Genomic DNA, 18,213 nt, shown 5'->3' with positions numbered 1-18,213 from the left:
GGCTCGACCAGGCCATCTCTCTCCTCCAGGGCGTCAGATGGCCTGGTCAAGCCGAGCCATGACGAGGAGGTGGCGACGAGTCTTTGTAAGGCGCCGCAGGGCTGAGCCTGGTCAAGGCGCAGGGATATCTATGCTATATCGTAATATAATTATCGTTACGATCAAATCCCATCATGCCCACATCATGCGACCCCCGGCGTCGGAATCCAGTACCAGGATTTGACAAGGTCCAGGGCAGGGCTGCATCGTCAAGGGACGATCGGCCGTCTTCCGGGATAAGGCGCCATCGCCTACGCTATATCCGCAAACGCATAACGGCCCTCTTCAAACGGGATTTTGACAATGGAATACACGCCTTTTGGCCGTACGGGCCTCCGCGTCTCTAAACTGTGCCTGGGAACGATGACATTCGGGTTGCAGTGCGACGAAGCGCGAAGCCACGCGATCCTGGACGCCGCGGCCGAGGGCGGGGTCGATTTCCTCGACACGGCTGACGTCTATCCGCTGGGCGGGGACCGGAAGACCGCCGGCCGTACCGAGGAGATCATCGGACGCTGGATCAAAGGCAAACGCTCGGAATTCATCATTGCCACGAAATGCGTCGGCGTCACCGGTCCGAAGCCATGGGACCGCGGCATGTCCCGCAAGCACATCCTCGACGCGATCGACGCGTCCCTGCGGCGGCTGGGGACAGACTACGTCGATCTCTACCAGTTGCACGGCTACGATCCTCACACGTCGATCGACGAAGCCATCGATGCGCTCGACACCGTCGTCCGGTCCGGGAAAGCACGCTATATCGGCGTTTCCAACTGGTCTGCCTACAAGATCGCCAGAGCGCTGGGACGGAGTGAGGTCCGGAACTGGGTCCGCATCGATTCGGTGCAGCCACGTTACAACATGCTGTTCCGTTCGTTCGAACGCGATCTCCTGCCGCTCTGTGCCGAGGAGTCGATTGCGGTCATCCCTTACAACCCGCTGGCCGGCGGCATGCTGACCGGCAAGCACCGGAACGACGCCCCGCCCCCGGAGGGCACGCGCTTCACGCTAGGTACGGCAGCGGGCCGCTATCAGGACCGTTACTGGAAGGAACAGGAATTCACCACCATCGACCGGCTGCGCGGCGTCGCCGCGGAAGCAGGCATGACCATGACGACACTGGCCATGGCCTGGGTCCTGTCGAACAAGGCGATCACCGCACCGATCATCGGCGCAAGCCGGCCTGAACAGCTTGCCGACAGTCTGGCCGCGGTCGAGAAAGCGCCGTTGCCGGCGGACCTCAAGCGCAAGCTGGATGAGCTGACCCAGGAATGGCGGCTGGTCGACGCCGAACGGTAACGAAGGAAACGGCCATGGCGCGGCAGACTTCATATCCCAATTGACGCACCCTGAACGGAGACACGCCAAGGAAGTTCGGCGTCCCTAACGAGTCATGGCTGTTCGGTACGGAGCCGGTTGAAATCTTCGAAGCGGTCAAGCGGAAGGCGCCTGACCTCCGGCTTCGATGCGTATCAGGACGCCTGCGTGCAGTTGCCGATTGGCAGCGCGCCTCAAAACGATCCGGAGACTTGCGCACTGCTGGCGAGCGACATCATGCCGCATCTCACCTGACACATCATCGCTGCAGCCAGCAACGGGTCACCAGCCGGGAAGCATGGTCCGATCGGGATAGAGCTTCCCGCTGTCCGCCGACTCACCGCGGCGAATACGTGCATAGGCCGGTACTTTGTCCGCCGGTCGACCAGCCATCGTCGCGACCCACAGGGCCCAGAGCGAATTGCAGATCACACGTTCGACGTTCCACATGACACGACCTCATACACCCAGCGATGCTCGGCGACCCGCCGGCAAGACTCCTTTATTCGACTGGTTCGCGGATTTCCTGTCGAGGCAATCGGGCGAGCCAGGCACCAAATCTGCATCTGATCGGTTCTGAAACCAACCGAGAAGTTCCACGGTCTGATATGCGTCAGACGCGCCCGATCACGCGACGGTGAGCATCCGCGATCCCAACTCCCCCGCGCCGTCGTCGTCCACTACGGATCCTATTACGTCACATGTGCCGGCACGCCGCCGCCAGCCGCGCCAGGATCGCTCGACGCGTCGGATCGCCGAGGGCGGCGCCTGCCAAGCGGCGGGACGGAAGGTCAGTCCGAACCGGTTCCTTCCATCAGGTCGCGCACCCGCTGGTGCAGTGCCTCCAGCGCGAACGGCTTGCTCAGCACCGCCATGCCGCGGTCCAGCGTGCCGCCGCCCACCGCGGCGCTGGCGGCATAGCCGGTGATGAACAGCACCTTCAGACCGGGTCGGACATCGCGCGCCGCATCCGCCACCTGCCGGCCGTTCATCCCGCCCGGCAGGCCGACATCGGTGATCAGAAGGTCGAGCCGCCGGTCCCGCTGCTGCACCAGCCGCAGCGCGGACACGCCATCCTCCGCCTCCATGACCGTGTGTCCGGCAGTGCGCAGCACCTCGGCCACCAGCATCCGCACCGTCGTCTCATCGTCGACGACCAGCACCGTCATGCCTGGCCCCGCCTCCGGCATCGCGTCGCCCGAGGCCGGTGTGGCGGCCGGTCCGATATCCACCGCTTCCACGCATTCAGGCAGGAACAGGCTGACCGTCGTCCCCCGGCCCGGTTCGGACTCGATCCGCGCCGATCCGCCTGACTGGCGTGCGAAGCCGTAGACCATGCTCAGCCCCAGCCCGGTGCCCAGTCCGATCGGCTTGGTGGTGAAGAACGGATCGAAGGCGTGCGCGATGATGTCCGGCGTCATTCCCGATCCGGTATCCGTCACGCCGAGCACGACGTACGCGTCCGGCTCCAGGTCCAGCGTCCGGGCCATGGCGCGGTCCAATCGCCGGCGTTCAGTGGCGATCCGGATATGGCCCCCATCGGGCATCGCGTCCCGCCCGTTGATGCACAGGTTCAGCAGCGCGTTCTCGAGTTGGTGTGCGTCGATCAGCGTCGTCGGCAGGTCCGTCGCCTCGCTGATCTCCACCGCGATGCCCGGCCCGACCGTTCGCCGGATCAACTCCTCCATACCCAATACAAGCCGGTTGACGTCGACCGGCCGGGGATCGAGCGTCTGCCTTCGCGAGAACGCCAACAGCCGATGGGTCAGGGAACTGGCGCGGCGGGCCGCGTCCTGCGCGGCCGAGATGAAGCGGTCGAGGTCATCGATCCGGCCTTGCGTCACCCGCTTCTGGATCAGCTCCAGGCTGCCGGCGATCGCCGCCAGCAGGTTATTGAAATCATGCGCTAATCCGCCGGTGAGCTGGCCGACGGCCTCCATCTTCTGGGACTGGAGCAAGGCTTCCTGCGCCCGCGCCAGCTCCGCCGACCGTTCCGCGACCCGCGTTTCGAGCTCCTCGTTGATCACCCGCAGCTCGGCCTCTGCGGCGCGGCGTTCGGTCACGTCGGCGGCAGCGGTGATCTGGAAGCGGCGGCCATCCGTCAGGCGGCCGATCGGCACGTTGTGAAAATCCCACAGGCGCGTCCCGCCGTCCTTGGTCCGCACCGGCTGCTCGCCCACGGGCGTCTCGCCGACGCGGCGGAACGTGGCTTCGGTCGCCTCCAGCATCCGTTCGCGGTCGTCGGGGTGGGCCAGCTCGATCCAGTCGAGATGCGTCCGGATCTCCCGCCGACTATAGCCGCTCAGCTCGGTCCATTTACGGCTGAGTTCCAGCACCTCGCCGTCGTCTGCGTGCAGCATGATCGGAAAGGGCGAGGCCAGGACGGCGGCGCGCAACCGAGCCTCGCTTTCGCGAAGGGCCTGCTGGCGCTCGCGGACTCTGGTAACGTCCGTAACCACGCTGACCACGATGCGCCGGCCGTTCGCATCGCGTCCCGGCACGTAGGTCTTGGCGATGAACTTGTCCGGTCCGCCCGCGGCTGTCGGCTTGCGCAGCTCATATTCGACTTTCTCTCCGGCGAAGGCGCGGTCAAGGCGCGGTTTCACCTCTCGCTCGTATAGGGAGCCAAGGACGTCGGCGATGTGCATCCCCACGATGTCCGTGTCGGGGATGTCCATGATTTCCCGATACGCCTTGTTGCCCAGGATGCAGCGGCGGTCATCGGCCATCACCACCAGCCCGACATGGGCGCTGTCGGTGGCGGTGCGCAGCAGGGCCTCGCTGGCACGCAGCGCAGCCTCCGCGTTGCGCTGTTCGGTGATGTCCATCTCCGCGACGACGCCGCCGATGATGCGGCCGGTCTCGTCCCAGACCGGGGCGGCGCTATTGAGGAAGAAACGATGCGCGCCGCCGCCGAACGGCTGGCATTCGACGAGGTCGCCGGTCACCGTCTCGCCCTTGAGTAAAGCGCGGACCATCGCCCAGTCCTGGGCGTGGATCCGCTCTCCGGTCTCGGGGCGCCAGCCGATCCGTTTGTCGAACTCCTGCCAGTGGCCAATCTCCGGCAAATCCCCCCACAGGGCACGATGGGCCTGGTTGCGGCGGATCACCTGGCCGTCGACGTCGGCAATGGCGACGCCGACCGGCAGGGCTTCCAGCATCGCGCTCAGGGTCGCCTCTTTCAGCCGCAGTGCGATTCCAGCCGCATGCTGTTCCGTCCGGTCGCGGAGGATCTTGACGAACCCCAGATGCTCGCCGTCCGGGCCAAACAGGGGGTGCATTTCCCCGCTGGCCCAGAAACGGCTGCCGTCCTTGCGCAGATGCCAGCGCTCATCGGTCGAGCGGCCCGCCGCGAGCGTGTCCGCCATCTCCACCCTCGCGCGCTCCTGGCGGCGGTCCTCCGGGGTGAAGATCCGATCGATCGGCCAGCCCAGGATCGCTTCGGCGTTCCAGCCCAGCACCTTTTCGGCGCCGGGGCTCCAATCGGTGATGCGGCCTTCCACGTCCGTCGCGATGATCGCGAAATCGATCGCGCTTTCGAAAATCGCCTGGTAGCGCCAAGCGTGGCCGTTTGTCACCGGGATTCCTCGAGAGGTCCAGGCCGTCGGCGTCGACGGAGGAGCGGAAGGCCCCGAGGCAATGGCTCAGGCATGCCGCGACCATAGGGTGATCCGGGGCCAGCGTCACTTTCCGGTGCGCATGCGCGTGATCACGTTTACTCAACCTGCCGGGATGGGGGGCGTTGCGAAACCGGCAATGGTGCCAATCGAAATCATCCGGCTATAAGCCGGCATGCCGACCGCCGACGACCCGACACGGGCCATTGCCCTGACGATCAGCGCGACTTTAATGTTCGCCGGTTCCGACACGATATCCAAATACTTGAGCGGCAGTTTCCCGATCTTCGAGTTCATCTGGATTCGATATGTGTTGTTCCTGGCCATGGCGGTCGTCCTGGCGCACCGCCAGGGAAGCCGGTCGCTTCACCCGAACAACGTTGGACTGCAGGTCTTGCGCGGCTTCTGCGTCGTCGGATCCTCTGTCCTTTTCGTCTATGGCGCCCGCAGCATGAACATCGCGCAGGCGACGACGATCAACTTCCTGTCGCCCATGCTGGTCACGGTCCTGTCGATCCCGCTGCTGCGGGAGACGGTGGGCCTCCGCCGCTGGGCCGCCGTCGTGGCAGGGCTGATAGGCATGTTGATCGTGGTGCGGCCGGGTCTTGGCGGCTTCCAGCCGGCGGCCCTGTTCGGCGTCGCCAGCGCTTTCTGCTGGGCCAGCGCGCTGATCATCACCCGCATGATCAGCAACACCGACACGGCGCAGACCACGGTGCTGTGGTCGGCGGGGATCGGGGCGGGAATCCTGACCTTGCTGCTGCCGTTGGAGGCGGTCTGGCCTGAACCCTGGCAGCTTGGCTTGTCGCTTTTCATGGGCCTTATCGCCTCCGGCGGGCAATGGCTGGTGATCCTGGCGCATCGGCACGCCGCGGCGTCCGTGCTGGCACCGTTCTTCTATACCCAGCTGTTGTGGGTCACTGGCCTCGGCTTCCTGGTGTTCGGCAACCTGCCGGACACCTGGACCTTGGCCGGGGCGGGCGTCATCGTCGCCAGTGGCCTCTACACCGCGCATCGCGAACGGCTGCGCCGCCGGACCGCCTGAGCCTCCACGGCCCGGCACCCGCGACAGGACATTCGCCAAACGCACCCCATTTGTGTAGTGAAGCGCCTTCGCCGTGACGACGCTGTCAGGAAACCGAGATTTTAGGCATGCCGGAGACCGATACCCCCACCACCGAAGCCGGACGCGATTTCATCCGCGACATCGTCCAAGCCGACCTGGACGCCGGACGGGTCAGCGGCGTGGTGACCCGGTTCCCGCCGGAGCCGAACGGCTTCCTGCACCTCGGCCATGCCAAGTCGATCTGCCTGAACTTCGGCGTCGCCAAGGAGTTCGGTGGCCGCTGTCACCTGCGCTTCGACGATACCAACCCGGTGAAGGAGGAGCAGGCCTTCATCGACTCGATCCAGAGGGACGTCCGCTGGCTGGGCTTCGATTGGGGGGAGCACCTGCACTACGCCTCGGACTATTTCGAGCAGCTCTACGAATGGGCCGAACACCTGATCAAGAAGGGGCTGGCCTACGTCGACGATACGCCGCCGGAGCAGATGCGCGCCCAGCGCGGCACGCTGACCGAACCTGGCCAGAACAGCCCGTTCCGCTATCGTTCGATCGAGGAGAACCTGGATCTGTTCCGCCGCATGCGCGCCGGGGAGTTCCCCAATGGCGCGCGGGTGCTGCGGGCGAAGATCGACATGGCGTCGGGCAACATGAACCTGCGTGATCCGGTCCTGTACCGCATCCTGCACGCCCACCATCCGCGCACCGGCGACAATTGGCGCATCTACCCGACCTATGACTTCGCGCACGGCCAGTCGGACGCGATCGAGCACATCACGCACTCGGTCTGCACGCTGGAATTCGAGGATCACCGGCCTCTGTATGACTGGCTGATCGAGCATCTGCCGGTCCCCTCCAGGCCGCGCCAGTACGAGTTCGCGCGGCTCAACCTGACCTATACGATCCTGTCGAAGCGGCATCTGACGCGGTTGGTGACCGAGGGGCATGTCGCCGGCTGGGACGATCCGCGCATGCCGACGCTGGCCGGAGTGCGCCGCCGCGGCGTCCCCGCCGCCGCCCTGCGTGAGTTCGTCCGTCGGGTCGGCGTCGCTCGGGCCTACTCCACGGTCGATGTCGCGATGCTGGACGCCGCGATCCGCGACACGCTGAATCCCACGGCGCCGCGGCGGATGGCGGTGCTGCGGCCGCTGAAGCTGATCATCGAGAACTATCCGGAAGGCCAGGCGGAGACATTGCTTGCGTGGAACCATCCCGACAATCCCGAGATGGGGCAGCGACCGGTCACGTTCGGGCGCGAACTATTCGTCGAACGCGACGACTTCATGGAGAACCCGCCGAAGAAGTTCTTCCGCCTGTCGCCCGGCAAGGAAGTGCGGCTGCGCTATGCTTATTTCGTTACCTGCCAGGCGGTGGAGAAGGACGACGCGGGGGAAGTGGTCGCCCTGCGCTGCACCTATGATCCGGACTCGAAGGGCGGCAATTCGCCGGATGGACGGAAAGTGCAGGCGACGCTGCACTGGGTCGCCGCCGCGGACGCCGTGCCGGCGGAGGTGCGGCTGTATTCGCATCTGTTCAACCGCCCCGATCCGGGTGCCGACGGCGATGCCCTGGCGGACCTGAACCCCGACTCGCTGGAGGTGCTGACCGGCGCACTGGTCGAGCCGGCGCTGGCGGCGCTGCCGGTGGGCGAGGCGGTGCAGTTCGAACGGACCGGATATTTCGCGGCCGACCCGGATGGGCGCCCGGACCGGCCGGTGTTCAACCGGACGGTGGGGCTGCGGGACACCTGGGCGAAGGTGCAGGCCGAGGCGACGAAGGGACGATAAGCGCACCCCGCTTGCGCATCCTGAGACGTTCCGTACTTGCCATAACCTGAAAATTCCGCTACCGCCGCGTGTATCAATACTCGTAACACTTTCGTACCGACAGGGAAGGGGGCTGAGATGCTGCTCCGACCTGCAAGGGTCGCCCGGGTAACGACCAAGGAAGAGCTGGATGCCGCGCTTGCTTCGGCGGACCGCGTGGTCGTCGAGGGCGACGATGCACTGCTGTCCTATGCCGCGACCAAGGCCGCGAAGGATCCCGCGCTGGACCATATCGACATCAAAACGGGTCGGACCGAGATCGGAAGTATCTCGGTCGGCCCAGGCAGTCAGGATACACCTCCGGCCGGAACGCCGCCTCCCTCGCCGGCGTTTGCCGCCCGATCTGCTGGCAGACCCGTCGCCGCGACCCTGTCTCCCGCGCGGTCAGGTCACTTGCGCATGCTGCTGAGCCTGGTTGTCGTCTTCGGTGTCCTTGCTGTGGGCGGGCTTTGGTATCTGGAACGCGCCAAGCACGAGCAGCGCGCGACCGAGCAGGAAGCGCCTCTGGTCTTGGAGCGGCCGGCGACCCCCACGGCGCGGCCGCCCGAACAGAGCGGTATTCCCCTGCCAGCGCCGCAACCGGTGCCTGCCGCTCCGGCCCGCGAGAAACCCCGCCCAACCGAACCCTCCCTGTCGCTGCTTTCCCTGGCGTGGCCTGTCGTAGCCATCATCGCGATCGTCGCCTTGTTCCTGATTGCGCGCCAGGCCATAGCCGGCGGCCGGAACGTCGAGATCGCGTGGAAGGTGACCGAGAAGGTGTCGGGCCGCTTGGTGATCACCAAGGTCCAGACCAGGACGCGTGCCTCGAAGGCGCTGTCGAGCTGACGTTGCTTCCTGAATGCCTTGCCTCGGAGCGTGCGGCGATCGACGGACCGTATTCGCGGAACCCGTTTTGATTGCAACGTGACCAAGGCGCCTTAGGCGCCTATAAAACACCAATGACGTGCAAGTTGGTAAGCATCGAAACTTCGTCGTGGGAAGCTACGAAGACGGAGGCAAGCCGCATTCGCAGCGCCTTGGCCAAATGCGGTCGGACCGTCCTCTTCGAAATCAGGATAGGACGCTGCGACTGGGCCGCCGAAGCCGTCACCATTCCCTGAATCCGATTGGCGACGTCTTCCAATTTGTCCCGTCCGTTCAGGTAAAGCTCCTCCGAGTCCGCGTTCGTGAAGATCTCCTCCAACTCGCGGGTCGTCTGCGCACCAATCACGATTGCATTCACCCGACCGGTAGCATCACGATATTTCGTAAGGTGTTCGAACGACAGGGCTCGGCGGATGTGGTTCACGATGTCGCTTGTAGAGGTCAGCGGCACGCGTCCGGCATCGTAGACGGCCACAAGTATCTCGTTGAAATTCCGTAAGGAGAAGCCGCCCTCAAGCAACTCGACCATCGTAGCGTGCAGCTTGTAATCCTGGAAGTCCGCGGACCGCAGTTGAGTCACCAGCTCCTGGTTGGGGCAGGATGCAAGCATCCGCCGTATCTCGGCCGCCAGAAGCATCTTGTGCGGGTTCTCGCCGACGACCCTGGCCAAATGGGTAAGCAGGACACCGCCTTCGTCGGTCAGAACGTATCCGTCGCTCGCCAGTGCGGCCCTGTCCTTCCGATCGATCCACAGACATGGCAATCCGTAGACAGGATCAAACGCCGTCATTTCCTTCAAGGGCGTTCGCGCCCCTGCGTCCGGAATCGCGAGAACCCTGCCCAGTTGAAGCTGGCCGTCCGCCAGAAGGCTGGTGTTCAGACAGATGCGATATCGACCAGGCTCCATCGAAACACAGTCGACGATGGTGACCTGCGGAAACTGGAACCCGAACTCTTCCGCTTTCGCACGTCGCAACCGATCGATCTGGGCGATGATGCTTTCCGTGTTGGACGAAAGCTGGGCTGCGAGAAGAGGATCGACTTCAATCGTCAACGGGGTGATGGTCATGCGCGCTTCGTTCACCGGCTCCGCGGTCCCCTGGGTTTTCGGGCGGCGCAGACCGGGAACCAGCTTGGCATAGAGTCGGGATGGAAGAAGCGCAGTCACGTTCAGCGCGAACGGCCACAGAGAGCCAAGCACGAACGACACCACCAAAGTCGCGGCAAGCACTGCTGCCTTGATCTCAAAAGCTTTGAAATGGCTCGCCTGTATCTGATTGGACCCGCTGGAGATATTCAGCAGGACAAAGCTATAGGCGCAGGCGCTGACAAGCTGCGAAGCCTGCCAAAGAAGTCCTGCCCCGGCGATGGCCTCGAAACCGGTGCCGCCGCCATGCTGGTACCAGCGTGTGATTGAAAAGCCGATTCCGAAAAGAACAAGAACCAGTATGCTGCATGTATTCTCGGCGACCATGAACTTGCTGATGCTGTCCAGCATGCTGTACAAGGTGCTTCGTTCATTGATCTCCATCCGACTAGCCTTCGCGGTGACATAGTCGGTCAGGCCCGAAGCCAGGTCGGCATCGATGGCGATCTGTCGCCCGGGCACCGAGTCGAGATAGAAGCGGGCCAATACTTCCGAAGCCCTGGATATTCCCTTCGACGTAATGAAAAAATTGAACGCGACGATGGAGATATAGACAAAAACAAGAACCGTGATCGTCTGGCTCGAAATGATGTAGGTAGTGATCCGAACCAGGACACCCAGGCTTTCCGTATTCTGCAACCCGGTCAGCAATAGCGCATGGCTGAAGAGCCCCGCCAGCCAGCGAAGCACGATCGAGCTGATCAGTGGCGCGGGGATCCGACCAAGATTTGGAGCCGGGCCGCGTTGATAACTCGCGGCAACCGCTATGCCGATGACGACGTAAGATAGCGTAAAGAGTACATCAACCAGCAAGGGCCACTCCCCGGCGACCGAAAATGATGGACCCTTGGAACGACACGGCGGCGGACGCCTTTATTCGTAAGCCATAACCGCGACCGGCGGTTCAGCGGGTCTTCACGATCTCGGTCATCGTCACGCCGAGTCGTGATCCGGCAATCGTCACCACTTCGCCGCGCGCGATGCAGCGATTGTTGATGTGGATATCGATAGGCTCGCCGATCTTCCGGTCCAGCTCCACCACGGCGCCACGCCCCAGCTTCAGCAACTGCGAAATCGGGATGGAGGATGAGCCGAGCACGGCGCTGAGCGTGACATTGATATCCAGGACGGGCAGCAACTGCTCCGTGATGTTTTCGTCTTCCATTTCAACCACCTTTACACAAGCGGACTCATGGCGAGCTTACGTCGTCCGCTGACTTGTCGAGGTCGATCAACCCCTGTGCCGCCAACTCCCTGGCATATCCAAGAATCTGGTTGCGGGCGAAATTGACGTCCTTCAGCTTGACGCGGCCGAGATTTGCGAATTGTGCCTCGAACGCCTTGGCGCCTCGCGTCGACATCTGCGACGTCACGATCTTGCGGCTGTCGGCGGACGCACTCTTCAGCGCCACGCACAGCAGATCCTTGTCAACGGAAGCAACGATCGCCTGGATATATTCGGGCGCAAGCGACAGCAGGTCGTCGAATGTGAACATGTGAGCCTCGACCTGTTCGGTCAGCTCCACGCTTCGTGCCCGCAGCACGTCGAGGTAGCGGGTCGAATCGGCGCTGTCGAGGTTGTTCAGGATGGTTGCGACCAGTTTGGTCGTCGTATGCTTCGCCTTGCCTTGAAGCGGCGTATAGATCTCCGCGCGCAGCGATACCGCGATGGAGGTCAGAAGGTCCGATTTGACGGACTCCAGGTGGAGTAGCCGGTACAGGATGTCAGCCGTCAGATCATCCGGAAAGTTACGGATGATCTTGGCCGCAAGGTTCGGGTCGATCATCGAAAGGATGACCGCGGCGGTCTGCGGATACTCACCCTTCAGATACGATGCCAGGATCTCGTCGCCAACGGCTGCGACGGTCGTCCAGACGTTGCTATTCCTGTTCTGGCGCGAAACCGTGCGCTCGTCCTCGGCGCCGATGCCATCCGTGACCTGGCGAAGGGCTGCATCCAAGGACGAAATCTGCCGCTGCTGCAGTCCGAAGCGGGTTATGAAATCCCGACACGCCGCATAGAGCGCCTTCGGTTCGGCCGTATCCGCCCTGGCAACCTTGTTGATCAGGGCTTCCGTGGAGTTCCGATCCAAATTCGGCACAAGCGCCGCCGCCTGGGCCTGGTCGATTAGGGCACCGACGAGGGATGCATGCTGATGTCTGTGTGGCGAAAGCGAGCGCGGCATGGACCCAGTGGCCAACGAGATGTTGCCGCTTCAGAGATAATGGTCTCATGTTAACAGAAGGTTAACGGCCAACTATGCAAATAGGCCAAGGCTCTGGGTGACAAGGCTCTGGGTGACAAGGCCCTGGGTGACAAGGCCCTGGGTGACAAGGGTCGGCGCCCAAGCGTGCACCGACGATGATGCCGAGACTGGAAACGTTCCGACAAGGAGCCACCCATGCTTGTAACCATTCGCGGACCGGCGCCGAACACCGGTCACGAAACCAGCTAGACGAGAGCGCATCGAGCACCATGGGCATGTCCGTCACCCCAACACCGCCGCGCCCCACGCGCCGGCTACATCCGCTGCCCGTCAGGGTTATGCACTGGATCAACGCTGCCGCCATGCTGGTCATGATCACGTCGGGCTGGGGCATCTATGACGACGACGTGATCATCCGCGGCTTGCATTTCAGCCAGTTCTGGCGGCTTGGCGAATGGGCGGCCTGGAGCCTCAACTGGCACTTCGCCGGCATGTGGTTCCTCACCCTCAATGGACTGGCCTACCTGGTCTACGGTTTTGCGAGCGGGCGTCTGCGCGAGAAGCTGTTGCCGATCCGGATGACCGAATTGGTGCACACCGTTGTCGACACGCTGCACCTCAAGATCGCGCATGAGGACATCACCGTCTACAATGCGGTGCAGAAGCTATTGTACATTATTGTCATCTTCGCGGGCATCGCCCAGGTCGTCACAGGCCTTGCGATCTGGAAGCCGGTTCAGTTCTCAGGCCTGGTCTCGCTGTTGGGCGGCTTCCAGGCTGCACGAGCGCTGCATTTCGCCGGAATGGCGGTGATCGTCGGTTTCCTGGTCGTACATGTGGCGCTCGCGCTGCTGGTGCCGAAGACGTTGTGGGCGATGGTGGCAGGTGGCCCGCACATCGCCCCGCGCAGCCGCAGTGAAGAGGGCCACGCGATATGAGATCGCCGTTCCGACCGGACGCGGCTCCGGATGCCTCGATCCTCGACGATCACAAGCCGCTGATCCGGTCGCTGCAACGACGCGGGTTCATCCGCGGCGGGCTGTCCCTTGGCGCGCTTGTCATGCTGACCGGATGCGAACCAGATCGACCGGAGTCCGTCGAGTCCGCGCTGCTCGCGATATCCCGCCTCAACGACGACGTGCAGGCATGGCTGTTCGACCCGAAAAAGCTGGCGCCGACCTACCCGGCTTCGATGATCCTGCGGCCGCCGAAGTTCAATGCCTATTATGACGTAATGGACGTGAAGCCGGTGGACGGCGCCGCCTGGCGTCTCGAGCTGTCGGGCCTGATCGCCGACAAGCGGCCGTGGACGCTGCCGCAGCTACAGGCGCTGCCTCAGACTTCGATGGTCATCAAGCATATTTGTGTCGAGGGTTGGAGCTATATCGGGGGCTGGACCGGCGTGCCGCTCCGGGCCTTCCTCGAACGTGTCGGCGCCGACCTCCGCGCCAAATATGTCGCCTTCAAGACGGCCGACGACTACCCCAGCAGCATCGACATGGCGACGGCGCTGCATCCGCAGACATTGTTGGCGACCCAATACGGCGGGGAAACGCTCGCCGATCCGTTCGGGTTTCCGGTACGCCTGCGCATGGCGACCAAGCTCGGCTACAAAAACCCGAAATGGGTCACAGCCATCGAGGTGACCAACAAATATCCGGGTGGATACTGGGAATCGAGGGGCTTTCCGTGGTTCGCAGGCCTATGACGTATCGGATGCCGATCCATGTCCTGCTCGCCTCGTGCCTGCTGGCCGGGACCGCGAGCATGGCCCATGCGCAGAGCAAGACCCCAGGAGGCATGCCGCCTCCGCCGGGCATGAGCCTGGCCCAGTCCGCCGCGATGCGCTTCCCGCAGCCGGTTCGGGTCGGTGATCTCGTCGGCCGGGACGTCCTTCGCCCGGTCGAGAGCCAGGACGTCCTCGGTCGGGTCCGTCGCCTCGTCCGCGATCGCGGCGGTCAGATCATGGTCGTCATCGATTTCGGCGGATTCCTGGGTTTCGGAAGCCGGCCGATCGCCGTTCCCGTGGACGCCATGGTGCTGCTTGGACAGGACATGGAGATCGTTGCTTTCAGCCCGGATCAGCTTCGACAATTCCCGACGTTCTCGCCCGCCGGCACGACGGACGTCAGCAACGATACAGTGATCAAGGTGGGTCTCGCCAAACCGTCGCATTGAGGTACGCTGGCGATACGTTCGATCGTGCCGTCATCGAACTGTCACCCCTGTATGCACGCGTCCTGTAACTTTATCGGGTGCCGGTGGAAAGAAGAGCGGAAAGAAGAATCGACGGTTTAACGACCTCCCTCGCGCTGACGTCGGGACCGGACGGAATTGGTTTGAACGGCAAATGGAAGGAGATGGCGTGAACGCTTCGACCGACTCCCCGACAGGCGGGCATGAACGCAGGTCACCCGGTCCGGCGGCCAGTTGCGCGATCGGCGTCATGGCGAAGTCCCCACGCCCCGGCCATTCCAAGACACGCCTCTGCCCGCCCCTCCGGCCGGAGCAGGCGGCGCAACTCAGCGCCGCCTTCCTGCGCGACACCACCGAGAACATCGCCGCGGCGGCGCTGGACGCGCCGATCGTCGGTTACGCCGCCTATGCGCCGGCCGGGACGGAAGACGCCCTGGTCCCGCATCTCGCGCTGGGGACCCGCCGTGTCCTGGCGGACGGTTCCAGGCCGGCCCCGCAGGGCGTGGAAGGGTTCGGTCGTTGCCTTCTTCACGCCGTCCAGTACCTGTTCGCGACAGGCTATGCCGCGGCTTGCGTCCTGAGTTCCGATACCCCGACGCTCCCGACCGGGATCCTCGTCGCCGCCGCCACCACCCTGCTCGCGGGCGACGACCGCCGTGTGGTGATGGGCGCTTGCGACGACGGGGGCTACTACCTGTTAGGGATGCGCGTGCCCTATGCGGGTCTGTTCTCGGACATCGCCTGGAGCACCGGCGCTGTCGCCGCGACCACCCGCGTCCGCGCCGCCGCACTTGGGCTCGACCTCGTGGAACTGCCGGCTTGGTACGATGTTGACGACGACGCCGCGCTTCAACGGCTGGCGCGTGAGGACGACGGCTATGCCGCGCCCTGGACACGCCGTGCCCTCCTGGCGCTGGGACCGGTCACGGCCTCCTCCCACGCCGCATGAGGGGTGTGGCCTCCAGCCGCGCCCCGATAGCCCCCTAAAAGGAAAGCTTCATATGTCTGCCGCAGCCGCCCTGAAGGACCCGCGCCGATACTTTGAGGAGATCGGGGCCAATCGTTCCCCGAACGCGGAGCAACTGCCGATCTGCCTGTATCTGGAGGTCACGAACCGCTGCAACCTGCTCTGCGAGACTTGTCCGCGCACGTTCGAGGAACTCGAACCGCCGGCGGATATGAGCTGGGATCTGTTCACCCGGATCGTCGACCAGGTACCCAACATCGCGCGCGTGGTCATGCACGGCGTGGGCGAGCCGATGCTGGTGAAGAACCTTCCGGACATGATCCGCTACCTGAAGGCGCGCGGGACCTATGTCCTGTTCAACACCAACGGCACGCTGATGCAGCCCAAGCGGTTCCAGGAGCTGATTGACACCGGACTTGATGAGCTTCGCGTCTCGTTGGACGCGGCGGACCGGGAGTCCTATGCGAAGATCCGCGGCAAGGACTTCTTCAATCGTATCGTCCGCGACGTCGGCAAGTTCATCGCCTATCAGAAACAAGCGGGCGCGACCACGCCGCGCGTCTCCCTCTGGCTCACCGGCCTCAAGGAGACTGTCGACCAATTGCCGGAGTTCGTTAGGCTGGCGGCACGGATGGGCGTCACGGACGTGCATCTGCAGCGCCTTGTGTTCGATGAGACCGGCTACGGGAAGGCCACGGCCGGCAACTCCCTTTTCGAGAGCACCCAGGAGACCGAGCGGACTGCGATCGAGGCGGCGCAGGCGATCGCCCGTCCGCTTGGCGTAACGCTCGACGCGTCCGGCGCGACCGAACCGGGGCTCAGCCTCAAGCGGCGGGACGATCGCGCCTGGGCCGCCTGCCGTCGCCCGTGGTCACTGATGTATTTCACCGCCCATGGACGCGCCTTGCCCTGTTGCATCGCGCCCTTCGCCGTTCGCGGCTACAGCAACTACACGCTCGGCGACGCGACGCAACAGGAGTTGCGGGACATCTGGAACAGCCCGGCGTATCGGGACTTTCGCGCCAGCCTCCTGTCCGACGCCCCGCCGGCCCCCTGCCAGAACTGCGGGATGCGATGGAGTCTCTGAGGCTCTCGGTCCCGGCCGTTCAGGCGAGTAATGACCGGATCCGTTCGGCATCCTCCGGCGTCGCCGGGTTATAGACCACCATCGCAAGGTCGGGTCGACCGTCGACCGCGAAGGCCGAGAATTCGAACGCGAGCGGACCCAGGACCGGATGCCGTATATGCTTGACGGCCTCGCCGTGAGAACCGCGAACGTCGTTCTCGCCCCACATCGTCCTGAATTCGGGACTAAGCCGGCAAAGCTCGTCGATGAGAGGTTCCACTTCCGCGCGCGCACCGGCCCGGATTGCGTCCACCCGGAATGCGCCCAGTACGAACCGCGCCACGCTCTCCCAATCGTACTGCGCGGCGCGGGCACGTGGATCGAGGAAGATGAAGCGCAGGATGTTGCGCCTTTCCGGCGGCAACGATCCGTAGTCCATCAGCATCACGGTCGCCGCGCGGTTCCAGGCCACCACGTCCCAAACCGCTGTCCTGATCACGGCGGGACTTGGGTCCAGCGCATCGAGCACGCGCTGCAGCCGTGGCGTCACGCCGTCGTTCTTCCGGTAGCGCACCTCGGGCGGGCGGCCGAGACCGAGCAGGAAGAGGTGCTCGCGCTCGACATCGGTGAGCATGAGGGCGCGGGCGATCCGGTCGAGCACGTCGGCCGACGGCGCGCCGCCGCGGCCTTGTTCGAGCCAGGTGTACCAGGTCGGGCTGATGTTCGCGCGTTGTGCCACTTCCTCCCGGCGCAGGCCGGGCGTGCGCCGGCGCTCCGGCGAGAAGCCGAGCGCGGCGGGGTCCAGTTTCGTGCGCCGGTCTCTGAGATACAGGCCCAACCCGTTGCCGGTTACCAGACTGTCGTTCATCCTGTTAGCGATCTTACCATGATGATATCACTACTTTACCACGATAAAGAGGCCGCCGAAATCTGTCTCCGGTGAAACACGGGGACTGTGCTCATGCGGGTGTTTGTGACCGGGGCGACCGGCAACATCGGTTCGGCCGTCGTTAAGGACTTGATCGCGGCGGGCCACCAGGTACTTGGCCTATGCCGTTCGGACAAAAAAGCGGCGGATTTGGCTGCCACGGGCGCCGAGGTCCATCGCGGATCGCTGGAGGATCTCGACAGCCTCCGGACCGGCGTTGCCCGGTCGGATGGCATCATCCACCTGGCCTTCAACCATGACTTCTCGAAATTCGCGGCAAACTGCGAGGACGATCGCCGCGTGATCAAGGCGCTCGGTTCAGCACTCGCCGGCTCCAATCGGCCCTTGGTCGTGACCTCCGGGACGCCTATCGCCAACACGGTGCCCGGTGAACCGGCCAAGGAGGACAACGCAGTCATCGGTTCTGACGTCCATCCCCGCGCGGCCTCCGAGGAAGCCGCCGCCGCGGCCGCCGCCGGCGGCGTGAACGTGACGGTGGTGCGGCTCCCGCAGGTTCACGACCCGGTCACCCAGGGCCTCATCACGCCCGCCATCGCGATGTATCGCGAAAAGGGGGTTTGCACGTATATCGGCGACGGCCGCAATCGCTGGCCGGCGGCGCATGTTCTCGACGTCGCCCGTCTCTACAGGCTGGCGATCGAGAAGGCCGAACCGAACGGGAAGTATCACGCGGTGGCGGAAGAGGGCGTACCGATGCGCGCTATTGCCGAAGCCATCGGCCGACGCCTGGGTCTACCGGTCAAGTCCATCGCACCGGAAGAGGCCGGGGCCTATTTCGGCTGGCTTTCCATGTTCGCGGGACACGACATGCCTGCCTCCAGCGCGCAGACACGGCGGAAGCTGGGATGGGAGCCGACCGGACCGGGACTGATCACCGATCTCGAACGACTCCAACTGCCGGATCGCTGAGCACCGACCTGGTCCGGCGGCGTCACACGGCGCGGTGACCGGGCAC

The 18,213-nt window shown here is 64.2% G+C and carries 17 protein-coding genes; 10 read left to right on the top strand and 7 right to left on the bottom strand.

Annotated features, from left to right (window positions below; genetic code table 11):
* The first annotated feature begins 342 nt into the window (after positions 1-342).
* Complete coding sequence (locus VHB27_RS10505) at positions 343-1,338, top strand: aldo/keto reductase (RefSeq protein WP_325600031.1); 996 nt, start codon at positions 343-345, stop codon at positions 1,336-1,338.
* 300 nt (positions 1,339-1,638) lie between these two features.
* Here the strand turns inward: VHB27_RS10505 and VHB27_RS10500 are convergent, their stop codons facing one another.
* The 3 genes from VHB27_RS10500 to VHB27_RS10490 all read right to left on the bottom strand — a co-directional run bounded on the left by VHB27_RS10500 (position 1,639) and on the right by VHB27_RS10490 (position 5,270).
* Positions 1,639-1,806, bottom strand: coding sequence for a hypothetical protein (locus tag VHB27_RS10500; RefSeq protein ID WP_325600029.1), 168 nt, complete (start codon positions 1,804-1,806; stop codon positions 1,639-1,641).
* Between the two features lie 341 nt (positions 1,807-2,147).
* Entirely contained in the window at positions 2,148-4,934 is a 2,787-nt protein-coding gene (locus VHB27_RS10495) for a PAS domain-containing hybrid sensor histidine kinase/response regulator (protein ID WP_325600027.1), read from the bottom strand.
* A gap of 141 nt (positions 4,935-5,075) precedes the next feature.
* Complete coding sequence (locus VHB27_RS10490) at positions 5,076-5,270, bottom strand: hypothetical protein (protein WP_325600035.1); 195 nt, start codon at positions 5,268-5,270, stop codon at positions 5,076-5,078.
* On the opposite strand from VHB27_RS10490, the gene VHB27_RS10485 reads away from it, so the two are divergent.
* The 3 genes from VHB27_RS10485 (at position 5,206) to VHB27_RS10475 (ending at position 8,687) form a co-directional block, all read left to right on the top strand.
* The gene (locus VHB27_RS10485; protein WP_325600033.1) at positions 5,206-6,018 is read left to right on the top strand and encodes a DMT family transporter; all 813 of its coding nucleotides are present in this window, start codon (positions 5,206-5,208) and stop codon (positions 6,016-6,018) included. The two genes, VHB27_RS10490 and VHB27_RS10485, sit on opposite strands and share 65 nt — an antisense overlap.
* A 107-nt stretch (positions 6,019-6,125) precedes the next feature.
* Complete coding sequence (locus tag VHB27_RS10480; protein WP_325600025.1) at positions 6,126-7,823, top strand: glutamine--tRNA ligase/YqeY domain fusion protein; 1,698 nt, start codon at positions 6,126-6,128, stop codon at positions 7,821-7,823.
* Between the two features lie 117 nt (positions 7,824-7,940).
* Positions 7,941-8,687 (top strand): hypothetical protein, encoded by a 747-nt coding sequence (locus VHB27_RS10475; RefSeq protein ID WP_325600023.1) that lies wholly within the window; start codon positions 7,941-7,943, stop codon positions 8,685-8,687.
* A gap of 100 nt (positions 8,688-8,787) precedes the next feature.
* Here the strand turns inward: VHB27_RS10475 and VHB27_RS10470 are convergent, their stop codons facing one another.
* The 3 genes from VHB27_RS10470 to VHB27_RS10460 all read right to left on the bottom strand — a co-directional run bounded on the left by VHB27_RS10470 (position 8,788) and on the right by VHB27_RS10460 (position 12,059).
* Complete coding sequence (locus tag VHB27_RS10470; RefSeq protein WP_325600021.1) at positions 8,788-10,686, bottom strand: FHIPEP family type III secretion protein; 1,899 nt, start codon at positions 10,684-10,686, stop codon at positions 8,788-8,790.
* 91 nt (positions 10,687-10,777) lie between these two features.
* Positions 10,778-11,038: a flagellar motor switch protein FliN gene (gene fliN / locus VHB27_RS10465; RefSeq protein ID WP_325600019.1), complete on the bottom strand. Its 261-nt coding sequence runs from the start codon at positions 11,036-11,038 to the stop codon at positions 10,778-10,780.
* A gap of 25 nt (positions 11,039-11,063) precedes the next feature.
* Entirely contained in the window at positions 11,064-12,059 is a 996-nt protein-coding gene (locus tag VHB27_RS10460) for a FliG C-terminal domain-containing protein (RefSeq protein ID WP_325600017.1), read from the bottom strand.
* Between the two features lie 296 nt (positions 12,060-12,355).
* Between VHB27_RS10460 and VHB27_RS10455 the strand changes: the two genes are divergently transcribed.
* The 5 genes from VHB27_RS10455 (at position 12,356) to VHB27_RS10435 (ending at position 16,330) form a co-directional block, all read left to right on the top strand.
* Positions 12,356-13,018, top strand: a complete 663-nt coding sequence (locus VHB27_RS10455) for a cytochrome b/b6 domain-containing protein (RefSeq protein WP_325600015.1) — start codon at positions 12,356-12,358, stop codon at positions 13,016-13,018.
* A complete protein-coding gene (locus VHB27_RS10450; protein ID WP_325600013.1) occupies positions 13,015-13,788 on the top strand; it encodes a molybdopterin-dependent oxidoreductase in 774 nt (257 codons plus the stop codon). The genes VHB27_RS10455 and VHB27_RS10450 overlap by 4 nt, the downstream gene beginning before the upstream one ends.
* An 8-nt stretch (positions 13,789-13,796) precedes the next feature.
* Positions 13,797-14,258 (top strand): PRC-barrel domain-containing protein, encoded by a 462-nt coding sequence (locus VHB27_RS10445; protein WP_325600011.1) that lies wholly within the window; start codon positions 13,797-13,799, stop codon positions 14,256-14,258.
* Between the two features lie 187 nt (positions 14,259-14,445).
* The gene (locus VHB27_RS10440) at positions 14,446-15,225 is read left to right on the top strand and encodes a TIGR04282 family arsenosugar biosynthesis glycosyltransferase (RefSeq protein ID WP_325600009.1); all 780 of its coding nucleotides are present in this window, start codon (positions 14,446-14,448) and stop codon (positions 15,223-15,225) included.
* A gap of 52 nt (positions 15,226-15,277) precedes the next feature.
* Positions 15,278-16,330, top strand: a complete 1,053-nt coding sequence (locus tag VHB27_RS10435) for a radical SAM/SPASM domain-containing protein (RefSeq protein WP_325600007.1) — start codon at positions 15,278-15,280, stop codon at positions 16,328-16,330.
* 19 nt (positions 16,331-16,349) lie between these two features.
* Here the strand turns inward: VHB27_RS10435 and VHB27_RS10430 are convergent, their stop codons facing one another.
* On the bottom strand, positions 16,350-17,177 hold the full coding sequence (locus VHB27_RS10430; protein WP_325600005.1) for a helix-turn-helix transcriptional regulator: 828 nt from the start codon (positions 17,175-17,177) through the stop codon (positions 16,350-16,352).
* Positions 17,178-17,282: 105 nt separating this feature from the next.
* Between VHB27_RS10430 and VHB27_RS10425 the strand changes: the two genes are divergently transcribed.
* Positions 17,283-18,167 (top strand): SDR family oxidoreductase, encoded by an 885-nt coding sequence (locus VHB27_RS10425; protein ID WP_325600003.1) that lies wholly within the window; start codon positions 17,283-17,285, stop codon positions 18,165-18,167.
* The last annotated feature ends 46 nt before the right edge of the window (positions 18,168-18,213 follow it).

Source organism: Rhodopila sp., assembly GCF_035548235.1.
Classification (GTDB): domain Bacteria; phylum Pseudomonadota; class Alphaproteobacteria; order Acetobacterales; family Acetobacteraceae; genus Rhodopila.
The sequence above is the reverse complement of the archived record's forward strand: the minus strand, read 5'-3'. Positions and strand labels throughout refer to the sequence as shown.

What these genes read in the sequence shown, in the direction of transcription:
- VHB27_RS10505 (WP_325600031.1), top strand. Translation starts at nt 343, where the DNA reads ATGGAATACACGCCTTTTGGCCGTACGGGCCTCCGCGTCTCTAAACTG.
- VHB27_RS10500 (WP_325600029.1), bottom strand. Translation starts at nt 1,806, where the DNA reads ATGTGGAACGTCGAACGTGTGATCTGCAATTCGCTCTGGGCCCTGTGG.
- VHB27_RS10485 (WP_325600033.1), top strand. Translation starts at nt 5,206, where the DNA reads ATGTTCGCCGGTTCCGACACGATATCCAAATACTTGAGCGGCAGTTTC.
- VHB27_RS10490 (WP_325600035.1), bottom strand. Translation starts at nt 5,270, where the DNA reads ATGAACTCGAAGATCGGGAAACTGCCGCTCAAGTATTTGGATATCGTG.
- VHB27_RS10480 (WP_325600025.1), top strand. Translation starts at nt 6,126, where the DNA reads ATGCCGGAGACCGATACCCCCACCACCGAAGCCGGACGCGATTTCATC.
- VHB27_RS10475 (WP_325600023.1), top strand. Translation starts at nt 7,941, where the DNA reads ATGCTGCTCCGACCTGCAAGGGTCGCCCGGGTAACGACCAAGGAAGAG.
- fliN (WP_325600019.1), bottom strand. Translation starts at nt 11,038, where the DNA reads ATGGAAGACGAAAACATCACGGAGCAGTTGCTGCCCGTCCTGGATATC.
- VHB27_RS10460 (WP_325600017.1), bottom strand. Translation starts at nt 12,059, where the DNA reads ATGCCGCGCTCGCTTTCGCCACACAGACATCAGCATGCATCCCTCGTC.
- VHB27_RS10455 (WP_325600015.1), top strand. Translation starts at nt 12,356, where the DNA reads ATGTCCGTCACCCCAACACCGCCGCGCCCCACGCGCCGGCTACATCCG.
- VHB27_RS10450 (WP_325600013.1), top strand. Translation starts at nt 13,015, where the DNA reads ATGAGATCGCCGTTCCGACCGGACGCGGCTCCGGATGCCTCGATCCTC.
- VHB27_RS10445 (WP_325600011.1), top strand. Translation starts at nt 13,797, where the DNA reads ATGCCGATCCATGTCCTGCTCGCCTCGTGCCTGCTGGCCGGGACCGCG.
- VHB27_RS10435 (WP_325600007.1), top strand. Translation starts at nt 15,278, where the DNA reads ATGTCTGCCGCAGCCGCCCTGAAGGACCCGCGCCGATACTTTGAGGAG.
- VHB27_RS10430 (WP_325600005.1), bottom strand. Translation starts at nt 17,177, where the DNA reads ATGAACGACAGTCTGGTAACCGGCAACGGGTTGGGCCTGTATCTCAGA.